Source organism: Pseudomonas sp. TMW22090 (genome assembly GCF_022496665.1).
Taxonomy (GTDB): Bacteria; Pseudomonadota; Gammaproteobacteria; order Pseudomonadales; family Pseudomonadaceae; genus Aquipseudomonas; species Aquipseudomonas gregormendelii.
In genome coordinates this window covers 340,131-363,321 of sequence record NZ_SCFH01000004.1, presented here as the reverse complement: position 1 = coordinate 363,321, position 23,191 = coordinate 340,131, and the positions used below count along the sequence as shown (strand labels likewise).

Genomic DNA, 23,191 nt, shown 5'->3' with positions numbered 1-23,191 from the left:
GAGAAACCGATGCGAGTGTGGTTTTTGAGTGCTGGCCTGGCCTTGATGTGCATGGCCCAGAACGCAGCGGCGGGTACAGTCCTGATCGTTGGCGATAGTATCAGCGCGGGTTTCGGCCTGGATACCCGCTTAGGCTGGGTGTCTTTGCTTGAGCAGCGGCTCAAGCGCGAAGGTTTCGACGATAAGGTGGTCAACGCGTCCATCAGTGGCGACACCAGTGCCGGGGGCCAGGCGCGCCTGCCGGCGCTGCTTGCAGAGCATAAGCCGGAGTTGGTGATCCTCGAGTTGGGTGGCAATGATGGCTTGCGCGGGATGCTCCCAACTCAATTGCAACAAAATCTTGCGTCGATGATCGACAGCTCGCGCGCCAGCGGAGCAAAAGTGTTGCTGCTGGGTATGCAATTGCCGCCCAATTATGGTGCTCGCTACACCAAGGCTTTTGCCGAGGTCTACAGCACTGTGGCCGACGAGAAAAAAATCCCGCTGGTACCCTTTTTTCTGGAGGGGGTGGGTGGGCATCCGGACCTGATGCAAAGCGACGGCCTGCACCCGGCTGCAGGGGCTCAGGGCAAGTTGCTGGAAAATGTCTGGCCGACACTGAAACCGCTGCTTTGACGCTTTTCTACTGGCTGCGTTTCGGCTAAGGTGGCGCCCCCGATTTGGAGCCCCCGATGCCGCGTCCCGCCTGGTCACTTTTCGCCTATCAACTGATCGAGCCTGACGAGCAGCTGGATCTGTTCGCCTGCCAGGAAGTGCGTGTGCATCTGGTGACCCGACAGCTTGAACTGGGCGGCTCGGCAGACCGGACACTCTGCGGCAGCCTCTTGCCGGCGCAGCCACGCTGGTCGAGTGTGGATCGTCGGGTGTTTCAGGACCAGCGCTTGTGTTCGTTGTGTCGTGCGATTCTGGAATCGCAGAAACGCGGGACTTCGCCGATCTGGCCGGAGTTGCGGTTTGAGCTGTAGGAGCTGCCTCGTTTCACTCGACAGCCCATACGGCTCCCAGCTCCCGCAGTTACCCAGCTCCACCGGACCTCAAGGACACCCTGACCTCAGGCCGAATTCGTTAGCAGGGGTTTCGAGATAAACCGAACCCCCCACCCGCCAAGCCCCCCAGCCAATGCGCGCTCTATCGGTGCGTCTCCCCGAATACCGAAGCGCCAGTGTACAATCGCGTTCTTATACCTTGTCGATCATGCGAAGGATTTTCCGGATGTTGCCGCGCTTTCCCGCCGTCACCCGCTGCCTGACTCTTGCCGCGCTCTGTGCCGCAGGCCCCGTGGCAGCCTTGGAGTTGCCTCTTCCGCCACCCGGTGAAGACATCATTGGCCAGGTGCAAGTGATCAAGGCCAAGTACGAAGATACCTTCGCCGACCTTGGCACTACCTACGACCTGGGCTATTCGGAAATGGTCGCCGCCAACCCGGGCGTCGACGCCTGGCTGCCTGGCGTGGGCACCGAAATCATTCTGCCAACGCGCTTCATCCTGCCCCCGGGGCCGCGTGAAGGCATCGTGATCAACCTCGCCGAGTACCGCCTTTATTACTACCCCAAAGGCCGGGACGTGGTGTACACCTTCCCGCTGGGCATTGGCCGTGAAGGCTGGGGCTCGCCGATTGCGCATACCACCATCACCGCCAAGACACACAATCCGACCTGGACGCCGCCTGCGTCGATCAAGGCCGAACACCTCGCCGATGGCGATCCGCTGCCCAACGTCGTACCGGCCGGTCCGGACAACCCGCTGGGGCCGTTCAAGTTCAACCTGGGTACCCCGGGCTACCTGATCCATGGCTCGAACAAGAAATTCGGTATCGGCATGCGCACCAGCCATGGCTGTTTCCGCATGTTCAACAATAACGTGCTGGAAATGGCGAGCATGGTCCCGGTGGGTACCTCGGTGCGTATCATCAACGACCCGTACAAGTTCGGCGTGAGTGGCGGCAAGGTCTACCTTGAGGCGCACACGCCGCTCGACGACAATGGCAACCCGTCGGTGGTCGACAAGCACACGGCGGTGATCAACGCGATGCTCAAGCGTGAGGACATCACCAACAACCTGCGTATGAACTGGGATGTGGTGCGTGATGTGGTCGCAGCCGAAGATGGCTTGCCAGTGGAGATTGCCATACCCAACGGTGCGGCGCCGATGGTGACCAGCTCACCTGTCGACCTGCAGCAGTAGGCCTGTGCAAAAGCCCGTCGACGTGAATCGCGTCGACGGGTTTTTTATTGCCCGCAGAAATCCGGGCAATAAAAAAGCCGACCCAAAAATGGGTCGGCTTGATAACAATCCCGAGGGATTATTACTTGCGGCTAGCTTTGTCGAGCATGCGCAGAGCGCGCTCGTTAGCTTCGTCAGCAGTCTGTTGTGCTTTTTGAGCAGCAGCCAGAGCTTCATCAGCTTTACGGTAAGCTTCGTCTGCACGAGCCTGGGAGCGAGCTGCTGCGTCTTCGGTAGCAGTCAGACGTGCTTCGGTTTCTTTCGATGCGCTGCTGCAACCGGTAGCCAGAACTGCGGCCAGGGCCAGAGCAGAGAATTTCAGAACGTTGTTCATCGTGTTCCCCTTCAAGGACTTTCTATTAAGTAGCTGTCTCCTCAGAGTGAGGAAATAGCCGGCGTACATACTACCCATTACTTGTAGTAAGTAAACTGACGTGTAGCAAGAAGCAAAAAAAATTGTAGGCGTTGATTCTTTTTCGAGCAACTTTTAACTGCGTTGTATAAAAAATATCCAGCTGCAAGCCCCGATCTGAGCGAGCCCCCCGGAAAAAGTTCCCGATCCGCAGCGCTGTTTTTGCGGTCTAGGGTAAAGTCTGTCTAAATGATTTCGTCTACACTTTTGTTCGGGATTTGTGCAGTGCTTCGCTTATCTTTCTGCTAGTTGAGGTGACTTTAACAACGGGCGCTCGTCTTAAGTCTCAACATCCGGCAATGTTCAGGTAATCGGCTGCGGGAAATCCCCGGTCTTCAAGTCCCTGCGTCTCCCCCGGAGCAGCACCCGCCAATCTGCGTAATGACGAGCGTACCTTGAGCATTTTTGCCAATGGTGCCTACTATTTGTACGTGCCCGGTTGCGCGAGATTGGTGCAGCTCTTCTCGGTGTCCGTTCAGGCACGGGGTGGCGTAGATGTTCCTTCGCCGGAAAAACATCGGTAAGGTAGGGGTCAAAATTCAAGACCCGCGAGGAGTAGTGATGAGCGAGGCGTTGTCCATCCACCATGACCAGGCTGGTCATCAGTTCGAGACCAATGTGGACGGTCATCGTGCCTACCTGACCTATATGGACCTGGGTAAACAGACCCTGGATATTTATCGTACCTTCGTACCCAACGCGTTGCGTGGTCGCGGTATTGCCGCCGCGTTGACCGAGCAGGCGCTGCAGTACGCCGAGGAAATGGGCTACACGGTCATTCCATCGTGCTCCTATGTGGAGCGCTACATGGAGCGTCACCAGCGCCATGCCGCCAAGCTGAGCCAGTAAACGCAACGCAAAAAAACGCCGGGCTGCCCCGGCGTTTTTTTATGCGTGGCTTTTACTGACCCGCCTGGCCGTGCTCAGTTGCGAGCGCGTTTCGGCAGTACGTCCTTGAGCTTGGCATGCATGCTGCGCAAGGTGGTCTCGGTGGCAGACCAGTCGATGCAGGCGTCGGTGATCGACACGCCGTATTGCAGGTCGGCCAGATCCTTCGGAATGGACTGGCAGCCCCAGTTCAGGTGACTCTCGACCATCAGGCCGATGATCGACTGGTTGCCTTCGAGGATCTGGTTGGCGACGTTCTCCATCACCAGCGGTTGCAGGGCCGGGTCCTTGTTGGAGTTGGCGTGGCTGCAGTCGACCATGATGTTCGGCTTGATCTTCGCCTTGTTCAGTGCCTGCTCGCAGAGCGCGACGCTAACCGAATCGTAGTTCGGTTTGCCGTTGCCGCCGCGCAGTACCACGTGACCGTAGGCATTGCCCTTGGTGGTGACGATCGACACGCCACCTTCCTGATTGATGCCCAGGAAACGGTGCGGGCTGGAAACCGACTGCAGGGCGTTGATCGCAACGGTCAGGCCGCCGTCGGTGCCGTTCTTGAAGCCGACAGCCGAGGACAGGCCGGAAGCCATTTCACGGTGAGTCTGGGATTCGGTGGTGCGCGCGCCGATGGCCGACCAGCTGATCAGGTCCTGCAGATACTGCGGGGAGATCGGGTCAAGGGCTTCGGTGGCGGTGGGCAGGCCCATCTCGGCCAGGTCCAGCAGCAATTGACGACCGATATGCAGACCGTCCTGAATCTTGAAGGAGTCATCCAGGTACGGATCGTTGATCAGGCCCTTCCAGCCAACGGTGGTACGTGGCTTCTCGAAATACACTCGCATGACCAGATACAAGGTATCGGACACTTCGGCGGCCAGTACCTTGAGGCGCTCGGCGTATTCGTGGGCGGCCTTGATATCGTGGATCGAGCAAGGCCCGATAACGACGAACAGGCGGTGATCGGTGCCATCAAGAATGTTGCGAATGACTTCGCGACCCTTGGTGACGGTGCGCAAGGCAGCGTCGCTCAGGGGAATATCACGCTTGAGCTGGTCAGGAGTGATCAGCGTCTCGTTGGAGGCGACGTTTAGGTCGTTGATCGGTAAATCAGCCATCGTTTACTCGTCAGGTCACGGGTGCCGGCCGCCAGCGAACCCGCGCGGCGGAGCACAGCAAATTAAGCGCGTCGGGGAGCGGAACCTTAGCGCGTTACACCGTGGCTCGACAATGGGCAGAAGTGGGTTTAATCCAGCACAGGCTGCGCAAAAGCCTTGCTCACCGTGTCGTGGGAGAACTCATCGGCATGCTGCTGCACCCATTCAAGCGCCAGCGCCTGATTGTCCTGGCGCTCGCTGTGCCGTTCATGCAGGCGGCAATAGCGTTCGATCTGGCAAATCTGCTCGCCCATTCTCGCGCTGAAGAGCATCTGCTCGTCGACAAAGGCTATGCCTACCAGATACCCGCGCTTGCGGCGCAGGCACCAGGCTACATAGCCCAGGTAGCGCAGGTCCGGGTTGAGGGTCGGCATGCGCACTTCAAGCGCCGTGCCGTGGCGCCAGGCGCGGTGATAATTGCAAGCCATGCCGCCGAGGCTGATAGTGTGCAGCCGTTGTCGCGATATGCATTCATGTTTGAGCAACGTTAATTCAACGGGCACATCGTCAGGGTGAGGAAGAAAACGTCCCATGAACACAGACTCCATGTGTCGGTCATCTGACAGCGTTTCCCCCAGTATAGTGGTCGAATTGGAATTGACCGATTTCGATGCCGACCAACGGCTGCTGGCGCTGAGCGGCGTTTCGCTGGTGGTTTTCACCAGTGTCGGCTGCGCCAGTTGCCGATATGCCAGGGCACGCTTGCCCGGGCAGGCGCTGGCGGTCGACCGACTGTGCTGGATTGATGCCGGCAGCAACGGTGGCGTGGTCGAGCGTTACCAGGTCTTTCACTTGCCAGCACTGTTTGTCGTGCGTGACGGTGAATTCCTCGGGGCACTGAATTCGCGCCTTGAGACTACTGAACTCAATGAGGCGCTGACTAAGGCGCTGACACGAACAGCAGAGGAGTTGCCATGATGGGGGCGGCAGCGAAGCCGACAATAGGCATTATCGGCACCGGGGCGATCGGTGGATTTTACGGGGCGATGCTGGCGCATGCCGGCTTCGATGTGCATTTCCTGGTGCGCAGCGAGTTCCACGCCGTTGCCGAACGTGGCCTGCAAGTGGACAGTGCGCAGCATGGGACAGTAAACGTTTTCCCGGTGCAAGCCTGTTCCTCGGTCGACGACATGCCGCCCTGCGACTGGTTGCTGGTGGGGACGAAAACCACCAGTAACGCCGAGCTGGCTTCCACCATCGTTCGCGCTGCCGCGCCTGACGCCAAGGTGCTGCTGTTGCAAAATGGCCTGGGCGTCGAAGACACTCTGCGCGAATCGCTGCCTGATTCGCTGCACGTGCTCGGAGGTCTCTGTTACATCTGTGTTCATCGCGAGGCGCCCGGGGTTATTACTCATCAGGCCCTTGGCGCAGTGCATGTCGGTTACCACAGCGGTCCTGCCGCCGACCTGCCGGCGCGCCAGGCAATAGTCGAAGAAGGCGCCGGACTGTTCCACTTCGCCGGCATCGACTCCCAGGCCATGGCAAATCTGCATCAGGCACGCTGGCAGAAACTGGTCTGGAATATCCCCTACAACGGACTCTCGGTGCTGTTGCGTGCGAGCACTGTGCCCTTGATGGCCGATACCAATAGCCGGGAACTGATCAAGGCGTTGATGGCCGAAGTGGTGCAGGGCGCCACCGCCTGCGGTTATCAGGTGCCCGCCGGATACGCCGAGCATCTGTTCATGATGACCGAAAAGATGCCCGATTACTGGCCGAGCATGTATCACGATCATCTGCACGGGCGGCCACTGGAGCTGGAGGCTATCTACGCCCGGCCCCTGGCAGCCGCGAAAGCCGCGGGATGCGAAATGCCGCGAATCGAAGCCCTGTTCCGCAGCTTGGCTTTCATCGATCGACGTCCTGCCTGAGTCGGTCATTCAGTGAGGGAAGGTATGGCAAAGACTATCGATGACAAGCTGGTGCTGGCGATTTCCTCGCGAGCGCTGTTCGACCTGAGCGACAGCCACAAGGTGTACCTGTCCAGTGGCGTTGAGGCCTACCGCCAATATCAGATCGAGCACGAGGACGAAATCCTCGAACCGGGCGATGCATTTCCCTTGGTGCAGAAACTGCTCAACCTCAACAACAGCCTGGGCCGTGCCCGGGTCGAGGTGATCCTGGTGTCGCGCAACAGTGCCGACACCGGGCTGCGGGTGTTCAACTCCATCCACCACTACGGCCTGGCGATCTCGCGCGCAGCATTTGTCGGCGGGCGCAGTCCGTACCCCTACCTCAAGGCATTCGGCTGTGACCTGTTCCTGTCGACCCATGCCGAAGACGTGCGCAGTGCCCTGGACGCCGGTTTCGCTGCGGCGACCATCCTCTCCGGTGGTGCCAGCCGGGCGGCCAGCGAAGAATTGCGGATTGCCTTCGACGGTGACGCGGTGCTGTTTTCCGATGAATCCGAGCGGGTTTACCAGGCCGGTGGCCTGGAAGCCTTTCAGGCCAGCGAGCGGGAGTCGGCCCGGGAACCGTTGCGGGGTGGACCGTTCAAGGGCTTCCTCGCGGCACTCAATTTGTTACAGCGTGAATTTCCAGACGACGCCTGTCCGATCCGCACCGCCCTGGTGACGGCACGTTCGGCGCCGGCCCATGAACGGGTGATCCGCACATTGCGCGAATGGGATATCCGTCTCGATGAGTCGCTGTTCCTTGGCGGCCTGACCAAGTCGGCTTTTCTCGAAGCGTTCGCTGCCGATGTATTTTTCGACGATCAAGCCGGGCACTGCGAGTTGGCCCGTGAAGTGGTTGCGACCGGCCATGTGCCCCATGGCATAAGCAACGAGCAAAAGGTTTAAGCCCGCCGTTCAATGCGTTACACCGGCCGCCGTACTCGCCAAGGCACTGCTAAGCTCAACCCATCTCCGCCATGTTGGCACACGAGGAGGTCATATGATTCGTTCGATGCTGTATGCCACTGACCTCGGCCTTTACGCACCGTTGGTGATGCAGCATGCCCTGGCGCTGGCCCGGACATTTGATGCGCAGTTGTATGTGGTGCATGCGGTGGAGCCGATGGGGCTGTTCGCCGAGTCGGTATTGCAGAGCTACCTTGATGAGCAGGCGTTGAACGATTTCCACAGCCAGGGCCTGAATACGGTGATTGCCAACATCGAGCAGCGGGTGCTCGACAGCTTTCGCGAGGAGCTGGGTGAGGAGGGGGACCAGGACCTGGCGCGGATCCAGGCGGTGCGGGTGATCCAGGGAGATCCCTCACAGGTGATTCTTGACCAGGCGCAGAAACTCTCTGTGGATTTGCTGATCGTAGGTAGTCACAGCCACGGGGCCGGCGCGGAAACACCTTTGGGCCGCACCGCTGCACGGGTGTTGCAACTGGCGAGGGTGCCGGTCTACCTGGTACCGCTGGTTGAGCGTCGGCGCCTGGGAGATCGCTAGAACACGAATAGTGGCGAACTGATAAAAAGTTCTAGATTTATTCTTCAAACCATTAATATAGTTATATACCGTCGCTGATGCCCGTGGCGTCTACCTGCTTTGAGGGATTCATATGAAGCTTCAACAATTGCGCTACATCTGGGAAGTGGCGCACCACGACCTCAACGTTTCAGCTACAGCCCAAAGCCTTTACACCTCGCAACCGGGCATCAGTAAGCAGATCCGACTGCTGGAGGACGAATTGGGCGTCGAGGTCTTCGCCCGCAGCGGCAAGCACCTGACCCGCGTTACCCCGGCAGGCGAGCGCATCATCACCACCGCAGGCGAAATTCTGCGCAAGGTCGAAAGCATCAAGCAGATCGCCCAGGAATTCTCCAACGAGAAAAAGGGCACCCTGTCGATCGCCACCACCCACACCCAGGCGCGCTACGCATTGCCGCCGGTGATCAGCAACTTCATCAAGCAATACCCCGATGTGGCCCTGCACATGCACCAGGGTTCGCCGATGCAGATCGCCGAAATGGCCGCCGACGGCACAGTGGATTTTGCCATTGCCACCGAAGCGCTGGAGCTTTTCGGCGACCTGGTAATGATGCCATGCTACCGCTGGAATCGCTGCGTTGTAGTGCCCCAGGGCCACCCGTTGACCAAGCTGTCGAAGCTGACCCTCGAAGCGCTGGCCGAATACCCGATCGTGACTTATGTGTTCGGTTTCACCGGTCGCTCCAAGCTCGACGAGGCCTTCAGTCACCGTGGCCTGACACCTAAAGTGGTGTTCACCGCCGCCGATGCTGACGTGATCAAGACCTACGTGCGGCTTGGCCTGGGCGTGGGCATCGTGGCGAAGATGGCCGTTGACGCCAAGCTCGACAGTGACCTGGTGATGCTCGATGCCAGCGATTTGTTCGAGTCCAGCATCACCAAGATCGGCTTCCGTCGCGGTACTTTCCTGCGCGGTTTCATGTGCGACTTCATCGAGAAATTCGCGCCGCACCTGACCCGCGAAGTCATGGCCAAGGCCATCCAGTGCCATAACAAGCAGGAGCTCGAAGAGCTGTTCGACGGAGTCGAATTGCCGGTGCATTGATCCCGGTCTAGATCACCTCGGTAACAGCAAACTGTTGCCGGGTTCCCGCCACCAGAATGTCTACCTCGTCCCCTTCGAACTTGCCCAGCAGACTTTTGCCCAGGGGCGAGCGGGGGGTGATGACGGTGATGATCTGCCCCACCATATCGATCTTCAACCCCGCCGCGTCGGGTGCGAGGAACAGCCATTGTTCGCGACCCTTTTCGTCTTCCAGCCCCAGCAGCGCACCGACTTCGATGCCGCGTTGCTCGTCGTAGGGGCGCAGGGCCAGGTTCTGGCAAAGAGTCAGTGACTGTCTGATCTCCTCCACACGCCTGGCCTGGCCGGCTGCCAGGTAGGACGCTTCCAGGCCCAGGGTGTCGTACTTGTTCTCGGCGATGTTCTCTTCGTGAGTCGCGGTCTCATAGGCGGTCTGCGCCGCGCGCTCGGCGATGTCGAGATCAATGCGCAGCTTGTCGAGTATGAGTTGGTGGACGGTCTTCTTGTGCATGGCTGGCTTCATCAATCGCAAAATTGCTGGACGTTGGCGCGACTCTTTTCACTCGGTGCGTTCTGGTCCTGTTGCAGCCAGAACTGGCACTTCGGATTGGCCAGGTTGCGGCTGCTGCCTCGGGCCTGATCCAGTCGCTGCTGCTGCTCGTTCTTGCGCAGGTTTTCTTCGTATTGTTCGAACAGTGGACTCTGCGGCGCAATGTCAGGTCGTGGTTGCGCCTGGGCTGGAACGGGCGGCCTGGCCAGTTGCTCCACCGCCGTGGCCACGGGCGCCAACTGCTCGCTGAACAAAAGGCGTGAGGCGAGCCAGCAAGTCAGGGCAATCGCCATGAACCCAAGCCACAGGCCCAGGGCGATGCTGGCACTCAGTTGCAGCACATTGAGTCGTACGGCAAGTGGGCGGCGCGGGTTGGGGCGGTAGGGCATGGCGGCCTCCTGGCGGGTGGTTGCAAGCGAAGGGCGATTGTCGCATGAAGATTAATCGCCGTCGGCTCTTCTGCGCGGGGTAATTTATGCGGACAATCGCTACCTTTGCCAACGGGAGCCTGGAATGCCTGAAACGAACCCCCGCTGGGATATTTTCTGTACCGTGGTCGACAATTTTGGCGACATCGGGGTGACCTGGCGGCTGGCCCGGCAACTGGTGGCCGAGCACTCGGTGCGAGTGCGCCTGTGGGTCGACGACCTGCGCGCCTTCGAGCGCCTGTGCCCGGAGATCGACACTCAGCTGGCGCAGCAATGGCAGCAGGGCGTCGAGGTGCGACAATGGCTGGTGGAATGGCTGCCGGTTGATGCCGCTGATGTGGTCATCGCCGCATTTGCCTGCCAATTGCCGGCGTCCTATATGGACGCCATGGCCGCGCGGGCACAACCACCGCTGTGGCTGAACCTGGATTACCTGAGCGCCGAAGACTGGGTGGTGGGTTGTCACGGCTTGCCGTCGGTCAAATACCGACACGTACAGAAGTACTTTTTCTTCCCCGGTTTCCGCCAGGACACGGGCGGCTTGCTGCGCGAGCGTGGCTTGCTCGAGCGACGGCGCAAGTTCCAGCAGGATGCTTCAGCGCAGCGCGAATTCCTCCAGGGCCTGGGCGTCGATCGCGCCCCTGGCAGCCAGTTGATTTCTCTGTTCGCCTATGAGAATGCCGGGTTGGCCAGCTGGCTTGATTGCCTGGCGAGCGATTCCACGCCGTCGCACATGCTGGTGCCGGAAGGACGGATCCTCGGCGACGTCGAGCGCTGGCTTGGGGTCGAGGGGCTCGCGGCGGGGGACGTGCACGTTCGCGACGGTTTGACCGTGCAGGTGCTGCCATTCGTCCGACAGGATCAATACGACCTGTTGCTGTGGAGCTGCGATTTTAATGCGGTGCGCGGCGAGGACTCGTTCGTGCGTGCCCAATGGGCCGGGCGCCCGCTGCTGTGGCACATCTATCGGCAGGACGAAGATATTCACCTGGACAAGCTCGAAGCCTTCCTCACGCTGTACACCAAAGGCCTGACGCGGCCGGCCAGCGAGGCGATCAGCGGTCTATGGCGAGCCTGGAATACCGGTGTAACAATGACCGATCACTGGCTGGCCACCCGTAAACACTCGCCAGAACTGCAGCAACACGCCGAGGCGTGGTGTCTGGAACAGGCCTTGCAGGATGATCTTGCCGCGGCGCTGGTACAGTTTTATGTAAATTGGATATGATACGCGGCCTAGATTTTTGTAAATCCCATCCAAATTCGGATATTCGCAATGAAAACTGGTAAAGAACTGAAACCCGGTACCGTGATCCGTCTCGAAAACGATCCTTGGCTGGTTCAGAAAGCTGAATTCACCAAATCCGGTCGTAACAGCGCGATCATGAAGACCAAGCTGAAAAACCTGCTGACCGGTTACAAGACCGAGATCGTTTACAGCGCCGACGACAAACTGGACGACGTAATCCTCGACCGCAAAGAAGCGACCCTGTCCTTCATCAGCGGCGACACCTACACGTTCATGGACACCACCGACTACACCATGTACGAGCTGAACGCTGAAGACATCGAAGCCGTTCTGCCTTTCGTTGAAGAAGGCATGACCGATGTTTGCGAAGCGATCTTCTTCGAAGAGCGTCTGGTTTCCGTAGAGCTGCCGACCACTATCGTGCGCGTAGTTGACTACACCGAAGGTTCGGCTCGTGGCGACACTTCCGGCAAGGTGATGAAGCCTGCCAAGCTGAGCAACGGTACCGAGCTGCAAGTGGCCGACTTCATCGAAATCGGTGACCGCATCGAGATCGACACCCGCGAAGGCGGTTCCTACAAAGGCCGTGCTAAATAAGCACAGCTTCAGGGATGAAAAAGCCCGACCATTGAGTCGGGCTTTTTTGTGCCTGCAAAATCACAGGATCGCAGCCTCGTTTCACTCGACAGCTCCTACAAGGGAATCACGTTCTTCCTGGTTCTTCCTGTAGGCGCTGTCGAGTGGAACGAGGCTGCGATCTTTTGCTTTTAAACCGTGACGTGCAAGCGCACTTCAACGTTGCCGCGGGTGGCGTTCGAGTAAGGGCACACCTGGTGAGCCGCCTCTACCAGCGATTGCGCGTCGGCTTGTTCAAGACCCGGCAGGCTGATGTGCAGGTCGATGTCCAGGCCAAAACCGCCGGGGATCTGGCCGATGCCGACATGGGCCGTGATCGAGGCATCGTTGGGGATGCTGCGCTTGGTCTGGCTGGCAACGAATTTCAGTGCGCCGATGAAGCAGGCGGAGTAGCCGGCCGCGAACAGCTGCTCGGGGTTGGTTGCTGCGCCACCCGCACCGCCCAGCTCTTTAGGCGTGGCGAGCTTGACGTCGAGGACGTTGTCGCTGGAAACCGCACGACCATCACGGCCGCCAGTGGAAGTTGCGATTGCGGTGTAGAGCGTTTGCATGATGTAGGCCTCGCCAGATCAGATATGTTTCGCGCTAAATGTTAGCGCGCCAAGTAAGTGCGAGATGAATGTATCGCGCTAATAGTTTGCGCGCAAGATAAATTTTAAAGCGCCTGATAGCGCAGTACCCGTCGACATCAATGTTGGATGTTATACCGCTATCGCGGGCAAGCTTTGCTCCTACAATGGGCTTCACCTTCAGAGGCGTTCGCTCTCACCTTCAGAGGCTGTCCTGCAGATGACTACGCAGCGCTTGCAACTCGGCCTGCAGCTTCTGCAACTGCTGCAAGGTCTGGCCACTCGCCCCCAGGATGCACTGTGGAATATCGCGGGCCTTGTCCCGCAATGCGCGGCCTGGCCCGGTCAACTCGACAATCACTACCCGCTCATCCTCACGGCTGCGGGTACGACTGAGCAAGCCCTCGACTTCGAGGCGCTTGAGCAGCGGCGTCAGTGACCCGGGATCGGTCAACAGACGGGCGCTGATTTCACTCACGGTCAAGCCGTCGCGCTCCCACAACACCAGCATCGCCAGGTACTGCGGATAGGTGAGGCCCAACGCCTGCAGGAGCGGTTTATAGACCTTGGTCATCATCAGTGACGTGGAGTGCAGGGCGAAACACACCTGATTGTCCAGCAGCAGGTGGTCACAGTTATCCGGAGTATTGCGCTTGTCAGTCATTTCAAAGCCTTGATCAGTCATCGTCATCAATCTAGTGGGCGAATCTTTAATGCGCCAGATAATTCGCGGTCAGTGACGACCCAAGGTGTTTTGCAGCACCAGATCCCAAGGCGGGATCGGGCTGAAACGGGTCTTCAGGTATTCAAGCAGCAGGCGACTGCGTGGGTTGGGTTGCTGCTCCAGGCGCAATGCGTAGATCCCGGTGCTTTCCGGCGGCGGCAGTCCGTTGTCACAAAACAACGGTTGCAGTTCGCCGCGCAGCAGGTATTCGCTGGCAAGCCAGGTGGGTAGATGGGCAATGCCCAGCCCGGCCAGCGCACCGCACACCAGTGCTTCGGCATTGTTGGCGCTCATGCGGATGCGCGCCGGGCGGTGCAGTTGCATCTGTCCGTGCTGTTCAAAGCGCCAGGCGAAGGGCGGCGCCAGGCCGTCCCAGTCCAGGCCATCATGCTCGATCAACTGCGCCGGTTCCGCCGGCACGCCACGGAGCTTCAGGTAGGCTGGGCTCGCGCACGCAATTCGAACCATCCGCGCCAGAGGTGTGGCGACGAGGCGGGTGTCGGCCATTTGTCCGGCGCGCAGCACGAGGTCGACCTTGCCCAGGTTGAGGCCCTGCATGTCGACGAAACTGTCGATCAGGTGCAGTTGCACATCGAGGCCCGGGTAGAGCATCAGGAAGTCGGCAATCACTGGCGCCAGGTGTCGGCGCCCGAACGCGGCAGGCGCGTCAATACGAATCAGGCCTTCCGGTGCGCTGCTCAGGGAAACCGCCTCGGCTCGGGCCAGGCGCAGTTCGGCGACGATCCGCCGCGCGCGCTCGGCAAACGCCAGGCCTGCCGGTGTCGCCCGCACCGCGTGGGTGCTGCGGATGAACAGCTGGCTGCCCACGGCGTTTTCCAGGCTGTCGATACGCCGGGCGACAGCGGAGGGTGTCAGCGGATAACGACGCGAAGCGGCAGAAAAACTGCCGGTCTCCAGTACGTCGAGGAACAGCGCAAGCTGCTCGGTTAACTGATTGGGGTTCATGGCGATGCGCTTGTGCGAAGTTGGCACAGCCATTGTGCGTTGCTATGCGTTTCACTGCCAATCCCGAATGCGTAGCATGGGCCCATGATTCGGATAGGAATGTCACTGTGATTGAGTTTTTGGTGTATCTGGTTTTCGGCGCCGCCCTGGGCACCTTGGGCGGATTATTTGGCATTGGCGGCGGATTGATCGCTATTCCGTTGCTGGGTGTATTTTTCGGGCTCGACCAGCAAATTGCCCAAGGCACGGCGCTGGTCATGGTGGTGCCGAACGTAATGCTCGCCTTGTGGCGTTATCACCAGCGCAATCGCATTGAATTGCGCCACGCGTTGCCGCTGGCAGTGATGGGCTTCAGTTTTGCCTGGATCGGCTCGATCTGGGCGGTGGGCATTGATGCGCAATCCATGCGCGCCGGATTCGTTGCATTCCTGGTGGCCTTGTCTGCCTACAACCTTGTGCGGATGTTCACGACCAACCCGCCGGCAACGGCGCAAATGCGCTATTCATGGCCATGGCTGGGCGTGCTCGGCGCCGCGTCCGGGACCATGGGGGGGCTGTTCGGCGTCGGCGGGGCAGTGGTGGCAACACCGGTGTTGACCAGCCTGTTCGGCACCACCCAGGTCGTTGCCCAAGGGTTGTCCCTGGCCCTGGCGCTGCCCAGCACCGGTGTGACACTTGTGACCTACGCCGTGCACCATCAAGTCGACTGGATGATCGGCGTGCCATTGGCCATCGGCGGCCTGCTGAGCATCAGCTGGGGCGTTAAAATCGCCCACGCGATGCCGGAGCGCCTCCTGCGCGGGCTGTTTTGCGGCTTTCTGGTGATGTGCGCGGTGATGCTCGCCTTTAAAGTTTGAAACCATCGACGATGTGTTCCGCCAGGCACTCAGTGATAGGCGAGGGGTTGTGTAAGTTACGCACCAGCATGATGCTGGCCTCGGGCAACACCGGCAGACCCTCGGCCTCACCCAGGATGCGCATGTCGGGGGTGATCAGGCTTTCCAGTTGCGCAGTCACTGCAAGGCCGGCGCTGACCACCGCCATGATCGCCGACAGGCTGGAACTGTTATACGCCACCCGATAATCACGCCCCATGGCATCCAGTGCATTGCACGCCCACAGGCGGCAGAAACAATCGCTGTTGAACATCGCCAGCGGCAAAGGCGTCTGCTCGTGGGCGCTGAAACATTGCGCTTCGGCCCAGACAAATCGTTCTTTGCGCAGCAGTTGGCCGATCTCGTTGCCGGGTTCGCGGGTGACGATGGACAGGTCAAGGTCCTGGCGCAGCAGCAATTGTTTTGATGACTCGCAATGCACCTCAATCTGGATCAGCGGATAGGATTGCGCAAAACGCCGCAGAATCCCGGGTAGAAAACGCATCACGTAGTCGTCCGGCGTACCGATCCGGACCATGCCGACCATATGCGGCTCGCGCAGGGTATTGAATACTTCGCTGTGCAGCTTGAGGATGCGCCTGGCATAACCAAGCAGTACCTGGCCCTCGGCTGTCAGCCGCACCTGGCGCCCGTCACGTTGAAACAACTGGCGCTGCAGCACGTCCTCTTCAAGCCGCTTCATCTGCATGCTGACCGCAGACTGGGTGCGGTTGACCAGTTCGCCTGCGCGAGTGAAGCCACCCTGGTCAGCGATGGCGACGAAGGTGCGCAGCACTTCAGTGTCGATACTGGGGTAGGCAGACATACATCAATCTCCGAGATGTATTGCATAAGAAACATTCGTTGGATTGATCTTAGCCCCGGCGCGACACTTGAGCCATCCCAAACGGAGGGCAACAAGATGAAAGGTCAACACGATGTCAGCGCAGTAGAAAAACACTCCATTCACGTCGTCTCGGATCTGCTGCACAAGCTGACCCGCTGGTATGAACTGCACCGCGAACGGGAAATGTTGGCGGGCATGAGCGATGAGGCCTTGAAGGACATCGGCCTGACTCGCGCGGATGTGGCGCAGGAAGCGGAGCGTCACTTCTGGCAAGACCCACTGGGCGGCGGCAAATAAGGTTGGAAACACCGATGGCACATGCCTGGTCACAACCCCATCACGCGTGGCGCAAGCCCGGGTCATGGGGTTTTTCATGGGCGGGAACAGGCGGTCGTATTCGTTTGCTGGAGCCGGGCGGGCACCTGCTGAACAGGCGATGAGGTCACGCCATTGGCGTTTCATGCGTGGGCCGCTAAGGTGGACACAGACCTCTGCATGAGCCTTTGAATGTCTACCTCCTCGTATTTTTCCTTGCTGCAGGCCAGGCGCCTGGCGTTGAGCTCCCAGGGGTTCGGTGGGCGCCAGCCGCCAGCGCTGGTCAAATCGATCCAGGTCAATCGTTTGATCGAACGCCTGGGTATCCTGCAGATCGATTCGGTCAATGCGCTGGTGCGCTCGCACTACCTTCCCCTGTTTTCGCGCCTGGGCTGTTATTCATCCGGCTTGCTTGATCAGGCGGCCTGGAGTCAGGGGCGGCAGCGCACGCTGTTTGAATATTGGGGGCATGAAGCGTCCCTGCTGCCCTTGTCGATGTTCCCCTTGATGCGCTGGCGGATGGCGCGGGCAGGGCGGGGCGAAGATATTTATCAGCAACTGGCGCGTTTCGGTCGCGAGCACCAGGACATCATCCGCCGCGTCCTTGGCTCGGTTCAGGAACTCGGGGCGTTGGGCGCAGGCAGCCTGTCGACTCGCCAGGAAAGAGCCGGGCCATGGTGGGACTGGAGCGCGGAAAAACACGCGCTGGAATGGTTGTTTGCCGCCGGTGAAGTGACTGTCGCCGGACGACGTGGATTCGAGCGGTTGTATGACTTGCCGGAGCGGGTGCTTCCCGCGGTCATCCTCCAGCAGCCGATGCTCTCGGAAGATGAGGCCCAGCGTGGCCTGTTGCTGCATGCGGCCAATGCCTTGGGCATCGCGACGGAAAAGGACCTGCGTGACTACTTTCGCCTGAATCCGGGCGATGCGCGTTCGCGCCTGGCGGAACTGCTGGAGGCGGGCGCATTACTGTCCTGTGAGGTCCAGGGTTGGCGACAACCCGCCTTTTGCCTGCCCGAGCCGAAAGTGCCACGCAAGGTCGAGGCCAGCGCCTTGCTGTCGCCCTTCGATTCACTGATCTGGGAGCGCGGCCGTACCGAGCGGTTGTTTGATTTTCGCTATCGGCTCGAGATTTATACGCCCCAGGATAGACGGGTTTATGGCTATTACGTGCTGCCGTTTTTGCACAACGAACGAATATCTGCGCGGGTAGATTTGCGCGCGGAGCGCGCGCACGGCCGCTTGGCGGTGCATGCCGTGCACGAGGAAGAGCCGGGGCTGGATGATGAGGGGATGCTGGCGTTGGCGGTCAATTTGCGGCGGATGGCCGATTGGCTGGGGCTGGCGCAGGTGCAGTTGAATTGCCAGCGGGTGAGTGCAGCCAGATTAAGAGTGGCATTGGCTGGGATTGAGGGTGCCTGAGCTGGCCTCATCGCGAGCAGGCTCGCTCCCACAGTTGGCCGCGTTTGGCAGAACAACGCGGTCAAAATGTGGGAGCTAGCCCGCTAGCAATTGTTTCAAAGTGGTTTACCGCCGGACTTGTTTCAACGTCTCGGCAATCAAGAACGCCAATTCCAGCGACTGATCCGCATTCATCCGCGGGTCACAATGGGTGTGGTAACGGTCTGACAAACCGTCCTCGGTAATCGGTCGCGCGCCGCCGATGCATTCGGTCACGTTCTGCCCGGTCATCTCGATATGAATCCCGCCGGCGTAACTGCCTTCGGCCTGATGAACCTGGAAGAATTGCTTCACTTCGCCCAGGATCTGCGCAAAGTCGCGGGTCTTGTAGCCGCTGCTGGCCTTGATGGTGTTGCCGTGCATCGGGTCGCAACTCCATAGCACCTGCTTGCCCTCACGCTGCACAGCGCGGATCAGGGCGGGCAGGTGGTCACCGACCTTGTTGGCGCCCATTCGGGCGATCAGGTTCAGGCGGCCAGGGTCGTTGTCCGGGTTGAGCACATCAATCAGGCGGATCAGGTCGTCGGGGTTCATGCTCGGGCCGACCTTGACCCCGATCGGATTGTTCACGCCACGCAGAAACTCGACGTGAGCACCGTCCAGTTGGCGAGTGCGGTCGCCGATCCACAGCATGTGCGCCGAACAGTCGTAGTAATCGTTGGTCAGGCTGTCGCGACGAACAAAAGCTTCTTCGTAATTGAGCAGCAAGGCCTCGTGCGCAGTGAAGAAACTGGTCTCGCGCAGCTGTGGCGAGCTGTCCATGCCGCAGGCGCGCATGAAGGCCAGGGTTTCATCGATGCGATCGGCCAGGTGGCTGTATTTCTCAGCCAGTGCCGAGTTGGCGATGAAGTCCAGGTTCCACTTGTGCACCTGATGCAGGTCGGCAAAGCCCCCCTGGGCAAACGCGCGCAGCAGGTTGAGGGTGGCGGTGGACTGGTGGTAGGACTGCAGCAGGCGTTCCGGATCCGGCACGCGGCTTTTTTCATCGAAGCCGATGCCGTTGACGATATCGCCACGGTAGGCCGGCAAGGTGACGCCGTCGATGGTTTCGTCATTGGCCGAACGGGGTTTGGCGAACTGCCCGGCCATGCGACCGACCTTGACCACCGGGCAGCCGGCAGCAAAGGTCATGACGATGGCCATTTGCAGCAGCACCTTGAAGGTGTCGCGAATTTTTGCTGCGGAGAACTCGGCAAAACTTTCAGCGCAATCGCCGCCCTGCAACAGAAACGCCCGACCCTGTGTCACTTCGGCGAACTGGCGACGCAACTCCCGGGCTTCACCGGCAAACACCAGCGGCGGATAGCTGGCCAGGGTCTGCTCGACCTGCAGCAAATGTGCAGCGTCGGGGTAGGCGGGTTGTTGCTGGATCGGCAGGGCGCGCCAGCTGTCAGGGCTCCAGGGTTGGCTCATCACGGTCTCGGTAGTTTTACGCTCGGACCCTCATGTTATCAGCAATTAGTGCGTGACCTGTTCCCGTTGCATCGCTGACAATCGCGCCTTTGCAGCCGCATCAGCGGTTGACTGCGCCGCTGTTTCCCCAAGCTGCAGGCCCGAGACGACCAGGAGACGAAATGACCGAGGAGCGCGTCGAGCATCTGCTCGCCGAGGTACAGGATGAGTTCGGCGTGATACGCGTGCTGGAAGTGGCGGATTACCGATTTCTCGAGTTCGGTGACGCCATCGAACAGAGTTGCGTGTTCACCGCCGACCCGAGCTGGCTCGAATACGATTACACCCGCGCGATGCTGATCGGTGCGTTGTGCCACGAGCAGCCGGAAAGCGCGCTGTTCCTGGGGCTGGGCGCCGGTACGCTGACCCAGGCCTGCCTGAAATTCCTGCCGCTGGAAGACGTCGAAGCCATCGAACTGAGGCCCGATGTGCCGCGCCTGGCCATTGAATACCTGGGGCTGGATGATGATCCGCGCCTGTATATCCGGGTCGGCGACGCGCTGGAGTTGCTGGACACTGCTGAGCCTGCAGACCTGATTTTCGTCGACCTGTATACCGATGTCGGGCCTGGGGTCGGCCACCTGGCCTGGAGTTTCCTGGAGAACTGTCAAAAGCGCCTGAATCCGGGCGGATGGCTGGTGATCAATCAGTGGGCCACCGACGATGGCAAGCCGCTGGGCGCTGCGCTGTTGCGCGGGCTGTATCACCGCCATTACTGGGAGTTGCCGGTGAAAGAGGGCAATGTGATTTTGCTGGTGCCGTCAGAGCTGGATCAGGAGCTGGACATGGACGCCCTGGTGGCCCGGGCCGAAGGGCTGGCGCCGCGATTGGGGTATTCGTTGCAATCGCTGATCAAGGCGATTCGCCCGGCGACATGAGTCGGCGTCTGTGAGGGTCTCATCGCGGGCAAGCCCGCTCCCACAGGTTTCGAGTACGACGCAAATCATTGCGGGAGCGGGCTTGCCCGCGATGAAGGCCTCACAGTCAATACCTGCCTCACAGCCCCTTAAACACGCCAGGTCGTTTCTCTATCATCGACCGCACCCCCTCCCTGGCATCCTCACTGCCCAGCAGCTTCTTCGCCAGCGGCGCCAGCCCCAGCGCTGCCGCCGTTTCTCCTTCATAGCGCGCCTGGCGGGCCGACATCAGGGTCGCCTGCACCCCAAGCGGCGCCTGACGGGCGATCCGTTCAGCCAACTCCAGCGCCCGTGGCAGCAAATCCTCACTGGCCATGACTTCCTGGACCAGGCCCAGGTGTAACGCCTCATGGGCATCGAACTCATCCCCGGTAAGTAACCAGCGCATTGCATTGCCCCAGCCGGCAACCTGATGCAGGCGCAAGGTGGCGCCGCCGAACGGGAAAATTCCCCGTTGCACTTCTTTCTGGGCGAAGCGGGTATTGCTGGCGCACAGGTTGATATCAGCGGCCAGCATCAATTCGATGCCAATGGTCAGGCAGTACCCCTGGGCGGCGACGATCACCGGCTTGCTCACCCGAGGGCCGGCCTGGATTCCCCATGGATCGCAGCCACCGGCGGGCACCTGCCAGCCTTCGGCCAGGCTGGCACTGGCGCTGACCAGGTCGAGCCCGGCGGTAAAATGCTCGCCGTGGCCAAACACCACCGCTACCCGCGCTTCGCGGTCGGCTTCGAACTCGCCATAGGCCAGGCTCAGTTCATTCAGCAGGTCGAGGTCGAACGCATTGCGCTTGGCCGCCCGGTTCAAACCGATCAACAGCACATGACCGCGCCGTTCGCGGCTGACTCGACTGGAGCAGGGCTGATTCATGGGGCAATTCCTCGGGCGGGAAGGGGGCGGTTGCCGGGCGCAGGGCAAAGGCGGCGGCTTAGCAGGGTGAACCGTTTTAGCGCCATCTCCAGCAGGGCCGGGCCTTTGAAAAGTAGACCCTGGTTGGATTCTGCGCAAAGCCTGTGACACAACGGCGTATACGTCAGTTTTCCGACAAATAATGCTCCCTTTTTGCCCGAATTCCGGTATAGTGCGCGCCGGCCTTTAACCAGGCCGCGTTTAGGTAGCGCAATTCCCCGAAGTCAGCTTCGGCTGCACGTCCGCACAGCGGACTCTCCCTTGACGAATCTTTTTCATTCATTCGTTTTCGCAAATCCCCGCCGACAAAGCAGCCAGGGCGACTCTTGAGTCTTACACGGCATGCGCAGCTTTGGAGCATGGGTCTTTGCGGATGCACTTAGAGGCAGACCCATGACCCAGGAAACCGGCGGCTTCGCCGCTTTTAATCTTAATCCGAATATCCTTGCAGCCGTCATTGCGACTGGCTACGAAGAACCTTCGGCTATTCAGCAGCAATCGATCCCGATCATCATGGCCGGCCAGGACATGATTGGCCAGGCGCAAACCGGTACGGGTAAAACCGCTGCGTTCGCCCTGCCTATTCTGCATTGCATCGATCCTGCCAAGCGCGAGCCGCAAGCCCTGATCCTGGCGCCAACCCGTGAGTTGGCGCTGCAAGTAGCAACCGCTTTCGAAACCTACGCCAAGCAAATGCCGGGCGTTACTGTTGTGGCCGTTTACGGCGGCGCGCCTATGGGCCCACAACTGAAAGCAATCCGTAACGGCGCACAAATCGTTGTCGCCACCCCGGGCCGTCTGTGCGACCACCTGCGTCGCGACGAAAAAGTCCTGTCGACCGTGAACCACCTGGTTCTCGACGAAGCTGACGAAATGCTCAAACTGGGTTTCATGGACGACCTCGAAGTCATCTTCAAGTCCCTGCCTGCAACCCGCCAGACCGTATTGTTCTCGGCAACCTTGCCGCAGTCGATCCGTGCCATTGCCGAACGCCATCTGCGCGATCCGCAACACGTGAAGATCCAGACCAAGACTCAGACCGTTACCGCGATCGAACAGGCTCACCTGTTGGTTCACGCTGACCAGAAGACCTCGGCTGTATTGAGCCTGCTGGAAGTTGAAGATTTCGACGCCCTGATCATGTTCGTACGCACCAAGCAAGCAACCCTGGACCTGGCCAGCGCCCTGGAAGCCAAAGGCTACAAAGCCGCTGCGCTGAACGGTGACATTGCCCAGAACCAGCGTGAGCGCGTGATCGACTCCCTCAAGGATGGCCGTCTGGACATCGTTGTGGCGACCGACGTTGCCGCTCGTGGCCTGGACGTTCCGCGCATCACTCACGTGTTCAACGTTGACATGCCGTACGATCCAGAGTCCTACGTCCACCGTATCGGCCGTACTGGCCGTGCCGGTCGCGAAGGTCGTGCGCTGTTGCTGGTGACTCCACGTGAGCGCCGCATGCTGCAAGTGATCGAGCGTGTAACCGGTCAGAAGGTTGCCGAAGTTCGCCTGCCGGACGCACAAGCTGTTCTTGATGCCCGCATCAAGAAACTGACCAACAGCCTGTCGCCACTGGTGGCTGACGCCGAATCAACCCACGGTGATCTGCTGGATCGCCTGACCGCCGACATCGGTTGCACTCCGCGTGCCCTGGCCGCTGCCCTGTTGCGCAAGGCAACCAACGCCCAGGCGTTGACCCTGGCCGCGATCGAGAAAGAACGTCCACTGGTGCCGAACAATGCACCGCGTGGCGATCGTCCAGAGCGTACCGGTGATCGTCCGGACCGTGGTGATCGTGAGCGTCGCGCTCCGGTTCCATTGGCTGAAGGTCGTGCTCGTTGCCGTACCGCGCTGGGTGCGCGTGATGGTATCGCTGCCAAGAACCTGCTGGGCGCCATCCTGAACGAAGGCGGCCTGGCCCGCGAAGCCATCGGTCGCATTCAGGTGCGTGACAGCTTCAGCCTCGTCGAGTTGCCGGAAGATGGTCTGGAAAAGCTCCTGACCAAGCTGAAGGACACTCGCGTTGCTGGCAAGCAGTTGAAGCTGCGTCGCTATCGCGAAGATTGATCGGCCCTTGGGTTGATTGATCGAACATAAAAAATCCCCGACTGGTTCGGGGATTTTTTTTGCCTTTGAAGAGGTGCCTGCTGCTG

General features: G+C 60.0%; 27 protein-coding genes. 16 read left to right on the top strand and 11 right to left on the bottom strand.

Going from position 1 to position 23,191, the window contains the following annotated elements; genetic code table 11:
- Positions 1–9: 9 nt before the first annotated feature.
- From EQV97_RS14235 to EQV97_RS14225, 3 genes are all read left to right on the top strand, one after another.
- The gene (locus EQV97_RS14235) at positions 10–615 is read left to right on the top strand and encodes an arylesterase (protein ID WP_045060199.1); all 606 of its coding nucleotides are present in this window, start codon (positions 10–12) and stop codon (positions 613–615) included.
- A gap of 56 nt (positions 616–671) precedes the next feature.
- Positions 672–965: a hypothetical protein gene (locus EQV97_RS14230; RefSeq protein ID WP_003226812.1), complete on the top strand. Its 294-nt coding sequence runs from the start codon at positions 672–674 to the stop codon at positions 963–965.
- 247 nt (positions 966–1,212) lie between these two features.
- Positions 1,213–2,184, top strand: coding sequence for a L,D-transpeptidase family protein (locus EQV97_RS14225; RefSeq protein WP_122839313.1), 972 nt, complete (start codon positions 1,213–1,215; stop codon positions 2,182–2,184).
- A 121-nt stretch (positions 2,185–2,305) separates the two neighbouring features.
- Here EQV97_RS14225 and oprI read toward each other — a convergent pair whose 3' ends face one another.
- Complete coding sequence (gene oprI / locus EQV97_RS14220) at positions 2,306–2,557, bottom strand: outer membrane lipoprotei OprI (protein WP_003199355.1); 252 nt, start codon at positions 2,555–2,557, stop codon at positions 2,306–2,308.
- Between the two features lie 639 nt (positions 2,558–3,196).
- On the opposite strand from oprI, the gene EQV97_RS14215 reads away from it, so the two are divergent.
- On the top strand, positions 3,197–3,484 hold the full coding sequence (locus EQV97_RS14215) for a GNAT family N-acetyltransferase (protein WP_020800382.1): 288 nt from the start codon (positions 3,197–3,199) through the stop codon (positions 3,482–3,484).
- 74 nt (positions 3,485–3,558) lie between these two features.
- Here the strand turns inward: EQV97_RS14215 and EQV97_RS14210 are convergent, their stop codons facing one another.
- Positions 3,559–4,635, bottom strand: a complete 1,077-nt coding sequence (locus EQV97_RS14210) for a 3-deoxy-7-phosphoheptulonate synthase (protein ID WP_122839312.1) — start codon at positions 4,633–4,635, stop codon at positions 3,559–3,561.
- 128 nt (positions 4,636–4,763) lie between these two features.
- Complete coding sequence (locus tag EQV97_RS14205; protein WP_240889114.1) at positions 4,764–5,207, bottom strand: PilZ domain-containing protein; 444 nt, start codon at positions 5,205–5,207, stop codon at positions 4,764–4,766.
- Between EQV97_RS14205 and EQV97_RS14200 the strand changes: the two genes are divergently transcribed.
- The 5 genes from EQV97_RS14200 (at position 5,206) to cysB (ending at position 9,160) form a co-directional block, all read left to right on the top strand.
- Positions 5,206–5,592 (top strand): thioredoxin family protein, encoded by a 387-nt coding sequence (locus EQV97_RS14200; RefSeq protein WP_240889113.1) that lies wholly within the window; start codon positions 5,206–5,208, stop codon positions 5,590–5,592. The two genes, EQV97_RS14205 and EQV97_RS14200, sit on opposite strands and share 2 nt — an antisense overlap.
- On the top strand, positions 5,589–6,545 hold the full coding sequence (locus tag EQV97_RS14195) for a putative 2-dehydropantoate 2-reductase (protein ID WP_240889112.1): 957 nt from the start codon (positions 5,589–5,591) through the stop codon (positions 6,543–6,545). Before EQV97_RS14200 ends, EQV97_RS14195 begins: the two co-directional genes overlap by 4 nt.
- A gap of 24 nt (positions 6,546–6,569) precedes the next feature.
- A complete protein-coding gene (locus tag EQV97_RS14190; RefSeq protein WP_240889111.1) occupies positions 6,570–7,475 on the top strand; it encodes a 5'-nucleotidase in 906 nt (301 codons plus the stop codon).
- 94 nt (positions 7,476–7,569) lie between these two features.
- A complete protein-coding gene (locus tag EQV97_RS14185) occupies positions 7,570–8,073 on the top strand; it encodes a universal stress protein (RefSeq protein WP_045060206.1) in 504 nt (167 codons plus the stop codon).
- 112 nt (positions 8,074–8,185) lie between these two features.
- On the top strand, positions 8,186–9,160 hold the full coding sequence (gene cysB / locus EQV97_RS14180) for an HTH-type transcriptional regulator CysB (protein ID WP_008148549.1): 975 nt from the start codon (positions 8,186–8,188) through the stop codon (positions 9,158–9,160).
- 7 nt (positions 9,161–9,167) lie between these two features.
- On the opposite strand, the gene EQV97_RS14175 is transcribed toward cysB, so the two are convergent.
- Both EQV97_RS14175 and EQV97_RS14170 read right to left on the bottom strand, forming a co-directional pair.
- Positions 9,168–9,650, bottom strand: a complete 483-nt coding sequence (locus EQV97_RS14175) for an elongation factor GreAB (protein WP_045060238.1) — start codon at positions 9,648–9,650, stop codon at positions 9,168–9,170.
- Positions 9,651–9,661: 11 nt separating this feature from the next.
- The gene (locus EQV97_RS14170; protein ID WP_225570776.1) at positions 9,662–10,078 is read right to left on the bottom strand and encodes a hypothetical protein; all 417 of its coding nucleotides are present in this window, start codon (positions 10,076–10,078) and stop codon (positions 9,662–9,664) included.
- 124 nt (positions 10,079–10,202) lie between these two features.
- Here EQV97_RS14170 and earP point away from each other — a divergent pair, with 124 nt between their 5' ends.
- Both earP and EQV97_RS14160 read left to right on the top strand, forming a co-directional pair.
- Positions 10,203–11,345 carry an elongation factor P maturation arginine rhamnosyltransferase EarP gene (gene earP, locus EQV97_RS14165; RefSeq protein ID WP_240889110.1) on the top strand — a complete coding sequence of 381 codons (1,143 nt, stop codon included), beginning with the start codon at positions 10,203–10,205 and terminating at the stop codon, positions 11,343–11,345.
- Between the two features lie 48 nt (positions 11,346–11,393).
- Positions 11,394–11,963: an elongation factor P gene (locus tag EQV97_RS14160; protein ID WP_032626910.1), complete on the top strand. Its 570-nt coding sequence runs from the start codon at positions 11,394–11,396 to the stop codon at positions 11,961–11,963.
- Positions 11,964–12,133: 170 nt separating this feature from the next.
- Here the strand turns inward: EQV97_RS14160 and EQV97_RS14155 are convergent, their stop codons facing one another.
- The 3 genes from EQV97_RS14155 to EQV97_RS14145 form a co-directional block, all read right to left on the bottom strand.
- Positions 12,134–12,553, bottom strand: coding sequence for an organic hydroperoxide resistance protein (locus tag EQV97_RS14155; protein WP_045060209.1), 420 nt, complete (start codon positions 12,551–12,553; stop codon positions 12,134–12,136).
- 220 nt (positions 12,554–12,773) lie between these two features.
- Entirely contained in the window at positions 12,774–13,235 is a 462-nt protein-coding gene (locus EQV97_RS14150) for a MarR family transcriptional regulator (RefSeq protein ID WP_045060239.1), read from the bottom strand.
- A 69-nt stretch (positions 13,236–13,304) separates the two neighbouring features.
- Positions 13,305–14,261, bottom strand: a complete 957-nt coding sequence (locus tag EQV97_RS14145) for a LysR family transcriptional regulator (protein WP_122839409.1) — start codon at positions 14,259–14,261, stop codon at positions 13,305–13,307.
- 107 nt (positions 14,262–14,368) lie between these two features.
- Here EQV97_RS14145 and EQV97_RS14140 point away from each other — a divergent pair, with 107 nt between their 5' ends.
- A complete protein-coding gene (locus EQV97_RS14140) occupies positions 14,369–15,118 on the top strand; it encodes a sulfite exporter TauE/SafE family protein (protein WP_045060210.1) in 750 nt (249 codons plus the stop codon).
- Here EQV97_RS14140 and EQV97_RS14135 read toward each other — a convergent pair.
- Entirely contained in the window at positions 15,108–15,962 is an 855-nt protein-coding gene (locus EQV97_RS14135; RefSeq protein WP_045060211.1) for a LysR substrate-binding domain-containing protein, read from the bottom strand. The two genes, EQV97_RS14140 and EQV97_RS14135, sit on opposite strands and share 11 nt — an antisense overlap.
- A 96-nt stretch (positions 15,963–16,058) precedes the next feature.
- On the opposite strand from EQV97_RS14135, the gene EQV97_RS14130 reads away from it, so the two are divergent.
- Both EQV97_RS14130 and EQV97_RS14125 read left to right on the top strand, forming a co-directional pair.
- Positions 16,059–16,280, top strand: a complete 222-nt coding sequence (locus EQV97_RS14130) for a DUF1127 domain-containing protein (RefSeq protein ID WP_122839303.1) — start codon at positions 16,059–16,061, stop codon at positions 16,278–16,280.
- 210 nt (positions 16,281–16,490) lie between these two features.
- Positions 16,491–17,720 (top strand): winged helix-turn-helix domain-containing protein, encoded by a 1,230-nt coding sequence (locus tag EQV97_RS14125; protein ID WP_240889109.1) that lies wholly within the window; start codon positions 16,491–16,493, stop codon positions 17,718–17,720.
- A gap of 105 nt (positions 17,721–17,825) precedes the next feature.
- Here EQV97_RS14125 and EQV97_RS14120 read toward each other — a convergent pair whose 3' ends face one another.
- On the bottom strand, positions 17,826–19,172 hold the full coding sequence (locus EQV97_RS14120) for a 3-deoxy-7-phosphoheptulonate synthase class II (protein WP_122839301.1): 1,347 nt from the start codon (positions 19,170–19,172) through the stop codon (positions 17,826–17,828).
- Positions 19,173–19,333: 161 nt separating this feature from the next.
- On the opposite strand from EQV97_RS14120, the gene EQV97_RS14115 reads away from it, so the two are divergent.
- Positions 19,334–20,089, top strand: a complete 756-nt coding sequence (locus tag EQV97_RS14115) for a spermidine synthase (protein WP_045060215.1) — start codon at positions 19,334–19,336, stop codon at positions 20,087–20,089.
- A gap of 118 nt (positions 20,090–20,207) precedes the next feature.
- On the opposite strand, the gene EQV97_RS14110 is transcribed toward EQV97_RS14115, so the two are convergent.
- The gene (locus tag EQV97_RS14110) at positions 20,208–20,999 is read right to left on the bottom strand and encodes a crotonase/enoyl-CoA hydratase family protein (RefSeq protein WP_225568625.1); all 792 of its coding nucleotides are present in this window, start codon (positions 20,997–20,999) and stop codon (positions 20,208–20,210) included.
- Positions 21,000–21,431: 432 nt separating this feature from the next.
- Between EQV97_RS14110 and EQV97_RS14105 the strand changes: the two genes are divergently transcribed.
- On the top strand, positions 21,432–23,105 hold the full coding sequence (locus EQV97_RS14105; RefSeq protein WP_045060217.1) for a DEAD/DEAH box helicase: 1,674 nt from the start codon (positions 21,432–21,434) through the stop codon (positions 23,103–23,105).
- The last annotated feature ends 86 nt before the right edge of the window (positions 23,106–23,191 follow it).

Excerpts from the sequence above, each read along its gene's own strand:
- EQV97_RS14235 (WP_045060199.1), top strand. The coding sequence starts at position 10 with ATGCGAGTGTGGTTTTTGAGTGCTGGCCTGGCCTTGATGTGCATGGCC.
- EQV97_RS14230 (WP_003226812.1), top strand. The coding sequence starts at position 672 with ATGCCGCGTCCCGCCTGGTCACTTTTCGCCTATCAACTGATCGAGCCT.
- EQV97_RS14225 (WP_122839313.1), top strand. The coding sequence starts at position 1,213 with ATGTTGCCGCGCTTTCCCGCCGTCACCCGCTGCCTGACTCTTGCCGCG.
- oprI (WP_003199355.1), bottom strand. The coding sequence starts at position 2,557 with ATGAACAACGTTCTGAAATTCTCTGCTCTGGCCCTGGCCGCAGTTCTG.
- EQV97_RS14215 (WP_020800382.1), top strand. The coding sequence starts at position 3,197 with ATGAGCGAGGCGTTGTCCATCCACCATGACCAGGCTGGTCATCAGTTC.
- EQV97_RS14210 (WP_122839312.1), bottom strand. The coding sequence starts at position 4,635 with ATGGCTGATTTACCGATCAACGACCTAAACGTCGCCTCCAACGAGACG.
- EQV97_RS14200 (WP_240889113.1), top strand. The coding sequence starts at position 5,206 with ATGAACACAGACTCCATGTGTCGGTCATCTGACAGCGTTTCCCCCAGT.
- EQV97_RS14205 (WP_240889114.1), bottom strand. The coding sequence starts at position 5,207 with ATGGGACGTTTTCTTCCTCACCCTGACGATGTGCCCGTTGAATTAACG.
- EQV97_RS14195 (WP_240889112.1), top strand. The coding sequence starts at position 5,589 with ATGATGGGGGCGGCAGCGAAGCCGACAATAGGCATTATCGGCACCGGG.
- EQV97_RS14190 (WP_240889111.1), top strand. The coding sequence starts at position 6,570 with ATGGCAAAGACTATCGATGACAAGCTGGTGCTGGCGATTTCCTCGCGA.
- EQV97_RS14185 (WP_045060206.1), top strand. The coding sequence starts at position 7,570 with ATGATTCGTTCGATGCTGTATGCCACTGACCTCGGCCTTTACGCACCG.
- cysB (WP_008148549.1), top strand. The coding sequence starts at position 8,186 with ATGAAGCTTCAACAATTGCGCTACATCTGGGAAGTGGCGCACCACGAC.
- EQV97_RS14175 (WP_045060238.1), bottom strand. The coding sequence starts at position 9,650 with ATGCACAAGAAGACCGTCCACCAACTCATACTCGACAAGCTGCGCATT.
- EQV97_RS14170 (WP_225570776.1), bottom strand. The coding sequence starts at position 10,078 with ATGCCCTACCGCCCCAACCCGCGCCGCCCACTTGCCGTACGACTCAAT.
- earP (WP_240889110.1), top strand. The coding sequence starts at position 10,203 with ATGCCTGAAACGAACCCCCGCTGGGATATTTTCTGTACCGTGGTCGAC.
- EQV97_RS14160 (WP_032626910.1), top strand. The coding sequence starts at position 11,394 with ATGAAAACTGGTAAAGAACTGAAACCCGGTACCGTGATCCGTCTCGAA.
- EQV97_RS14155 (WP_045060209.1), bottom strand. The coding sequence starts at position 12,553 with ATGCAAACGCTCTACACCGCAATCGCAACTTCCACTGGCGGCCGTGAT.
- EQV97_RS14150 (WP_045060239.1), bottom strand. The coding sequence starts at position 13,235 with ATGACTGACAAGCGCAATACTCCGGATAACTGTGACCACCTGCTGCTG.
- EQV97_RS14145 (WP_122839409.1), bottom strand. The coding sequence starts at position 14,261 with ATGAACCCCAATCAGTTAACCGAGCAGCTTGCGCTGTTCCTCGACGTA.
- EQV97_RS14135 (WP_045060211.1), bottom strand. The coding sequence starts at position 15,962 with ATGTCTGCCTACCCCAGTATCGACACTGAAGTGCTGCGCACCTTCGTC.
- EQV97_RS14130 (WP_122839303.1), top strand. The coding sequence starts at position 16,059 with ATGAAAGGTCAACACGATGTCAGCGCAGTAGAAAAACACTCCATTCAC.
- EQV97_RS14125 (WP_240889109.1), top strand. The coding sequence starts at position 16,491 with ATGTCTACCTCCTCGTATTTTTCCTTGCTGCAGGCCAGGCGCCTGGCG.
- EQV97_RS14120 (WP_122839301.1), bottom strand. The coding sequence starts at position 19,172 with ATGAGCCAACCCTGGAGCCCTGACAGCTGGCGCGCCCTGCCGATCCAG.
- EQV97_RS14115 (WP_045060215.1), top strand. The coding sequence starts at position 19,334 with ATGACCGAGGAGCGCGTCGAGCATCTGCTCGCCGAGGTACAGGATGAG.
- EQV97_RS14110 (WP_225568625.1), bottom strand. The coding sequence starts at position 20,999 with ATGAATCAGCCCTGCTCCAGTCGAGTCAGCCGCGAACGGCGCGGTCAT.
- EQV97_RS14105 (WP_045060217.1), top strand. The coding sequence starts at position 21,432 with ATGACCCAGGAAACCGGCGGCTTCGCCGCTTTTAATCTTAATCCGAAT.